Genomic DNA, 2,333 nt, shown 5'->3' with positions numbered 1-2,333 from the left:
CCAACGAGGTCAGCCGCGTCATCGACGATTACGCGGAGACGGCCGGCGCCCGCTGGCGCCAGATCCGTGCCCGCAGCGGCCAGCAGCCGGGCGACCCGGTGCGCGCCGCCGCCGCCATCATCCAGGTGGCCGAATCGCCGGAACCGCCGCTGCGCCTGCTGCTCGGCAAGGCCGCCGTCGCCGGCGCCCATGGCAAGATCGAGGCGCTGCGCCGCGATTTCGAGGCCTGGGCCAAGGTCAGCGAAGCCGCCGATTTCCCGGAATCCTGAGTCCATCGGGCCCACCAGACAGGAAGACGATCATGACCACCCATCCCGTGCTCCAGCCCGGACGCGTCGCCGTCATCACCGGCGCCGCCGGCGGCATCGGCTTGGCCGCCGCCAAGCGATTCGCCAAGATCGGCCTCAAGGTCGTGCTGGCCGACCTGCCCGGCGAGGCGCTGGACCGCGCCGCGGTCGAGGTGGCGGAAATCGCGGCCGGCGGCCCGCCCGATGTCCGCGCCGTGCCGACCGACGTGTCCAGCCTGGAGCAGGTGGAGGCGCTGCGCGATGCCGCCCTCGACGTGTTCGGCACGGTCGACGTGCTGATGAACAACGCCGGCATCGGCCAGGGCGGCGGCCCGTGGGAGAATTACGACCGCTGGCGTCAGGTGCTGGACGTCAACCTCTTCGGCATCATCCACGGCGTCCAGGCCTTCACCCCGACCATGATCGGGCAAGGCGGCGACGGGCTGATCATCAACACCGGGTCGAAGCAGGGCATCACCACCCCGCCGGGCGACACCGCCTACAACGTCTCCAAGGCCGGGGTGAAGGCGCTGACCGAAGGGCTGGCGCATGCGCTGCGCGAGACCGAAGGCTGTGGCATCACCGCCCATCTGCTGATCCCCGGCTACACCTTCACCGGCATCACCGCCCGCGGCGCGACCGAGAAGCCGGCGGCGGCCTGGAGCGCCGACGAGGTGGTCGACTTCATGCTCGATGCGCTCGGCCGTGGCGATTTCTACATCCTGTGCCCCGACAACGACGTCACCCGGCCGGTCGACGAGAAGCGCATCCGCTGGGCGGCCGAGGACATCATCCACAACCGCCCGGCCCTGTCGCGCTGGCACCCCGACCACAAGGCCGATTTCGCGGCGTACATGGCCAAGGGCGATTAGACAGCATCGCGGTTTGGGTTCGCGCCTGCGAGCCCAACCCGCAAACTCCCCACACCGTCATTGCGAGCGCAGCGAAGCAATCCATCGGGCAGCCCGAACCGGCGCCATGGATTGCGTCGTCGGCTTCGCCTCCTCGCAATGACGGCGGATAAGGGTCACAACTCGTTCATTGTGCCCGTCCGGGCGATTCGTTCATGATCTGTTCATGAGCATCGCCCCAATCTCCCCCACGCCAGCCGAACCGGCCGACCCAGGCCGGGCGCTGGCGTTGAAGCAGATCCAGCGGCTGGACCGGCTGGCCGAGATGGCGATGGAGCAGGCCGAGGTGATGCACACCGAGGTTATAGCTCCGGTGCCGGACGACGCCGCGAAGCCCGACCCGGCCGCGATCCGCACCCGGATCACGGAGGCCAGGACCGCGTTCCAGCGCCAAGCCCGGGTGGTGGCCCAGATCACGGCGGTGCAGTCCCGCATCGCCCGCATTCTCTACGGGCCGCAGCAGGCAGCCCCGGCCACACGTGCCGAAGCCGCCGACGAGGTGCGCAAGCAATGGCGCACGCGCCGGGTCAAATGCATCGTCGAAGAGGCAATTGTCCAGCGCGAGCCGGTGAACCCCCATCCCCTGGTGTTCAAGCTGCGGGGCCGGCTCGCGGGGCTCGATCCCGATCTGGACCCGGATTTCCAGGGCCACCCCCTGGGCGCGACCGTCGCCCTGATCTGCCGGGGCCTGGGCCTCAAGCCCGACTGGTCGCAATGGGCCCAGGAGGATTGGGCCCTGGCCGAGGCCCGCGACCGGGCGCCGGGTTCGCCCTATGCCAGGCCGGCCGGCGAGGCAGCCGAACTCCAGACCAGCAGCCCATCCCCGCCCGACACAGGTTGAAATGTAGGTGACGGGCTGTGTTTTACGTTGCCTCTCCCGCTTGCGGGAGAGGTCGGAGACGCGAAGCGGCTCCGGGTGAGGGCTCTCTCCCGCCGCCCGTGCCCGGCCCCTCACCCGGTCTCGTTGCGCGAGCCCGACCTCTCCCCGCACAACGGGGCGAGGCAAGAAAAGAGCCGGATGGGCGGTCCTCCTGCCCTCAGGCCTTGATGCCCAGCCGCTCCACCTCGGCGGCGGTGTCGCGCCATTCCTGGGCGTAGTCGACATCCTGGTAGTTCTCGAACCACGGGCCGCCGC

2 protein-coding genes and 1 pseudogene are annotated in these 2,333 nt (G+C 69.9%); all 3 read left to right on the top strand.

Annotation, left to right across the window (positions count from 1 at the left end; all coding sequences use genetic code 11):
- Positions 1-269: pseudogene (locus AC3XYG_RS40020) on the top strand (hypothetical protein); the annotation flags it as partial.
- A 32-nt stretch (positions 270-301) separates the two neighbouring features.
- Complete coding sequence (locus AC3XYG_RS40015) at positions 302-1,159, top strand: SDR family NAD(P)-dependent oxidoreductase (RefSeq protein ID WP_489145489.1); 858 nt, start codon at positions 302-304, stop codon at positions 1,157-1,159.
- Between the two features lie 205 nt (positions 1,160-1,364).
- Positions 1,365-2,039, top strand: coding sequence for a hypothetical protein (locus AC3XYG_RS40010; protein WP_489145488.1), 675 nt, complete (start codon positions 1,365-1,367; stop codon positions 2,037-2,039).
- Positions 2,040-2,333: the final 294 nt, after the last annotated feature.

The sequence above is a fragment of the Inquilinus sp. genome (genome assembly GCF_057815775.1).
This window is presented reverse-complemented; position numbering and strand designations above follow the sequence as displayed.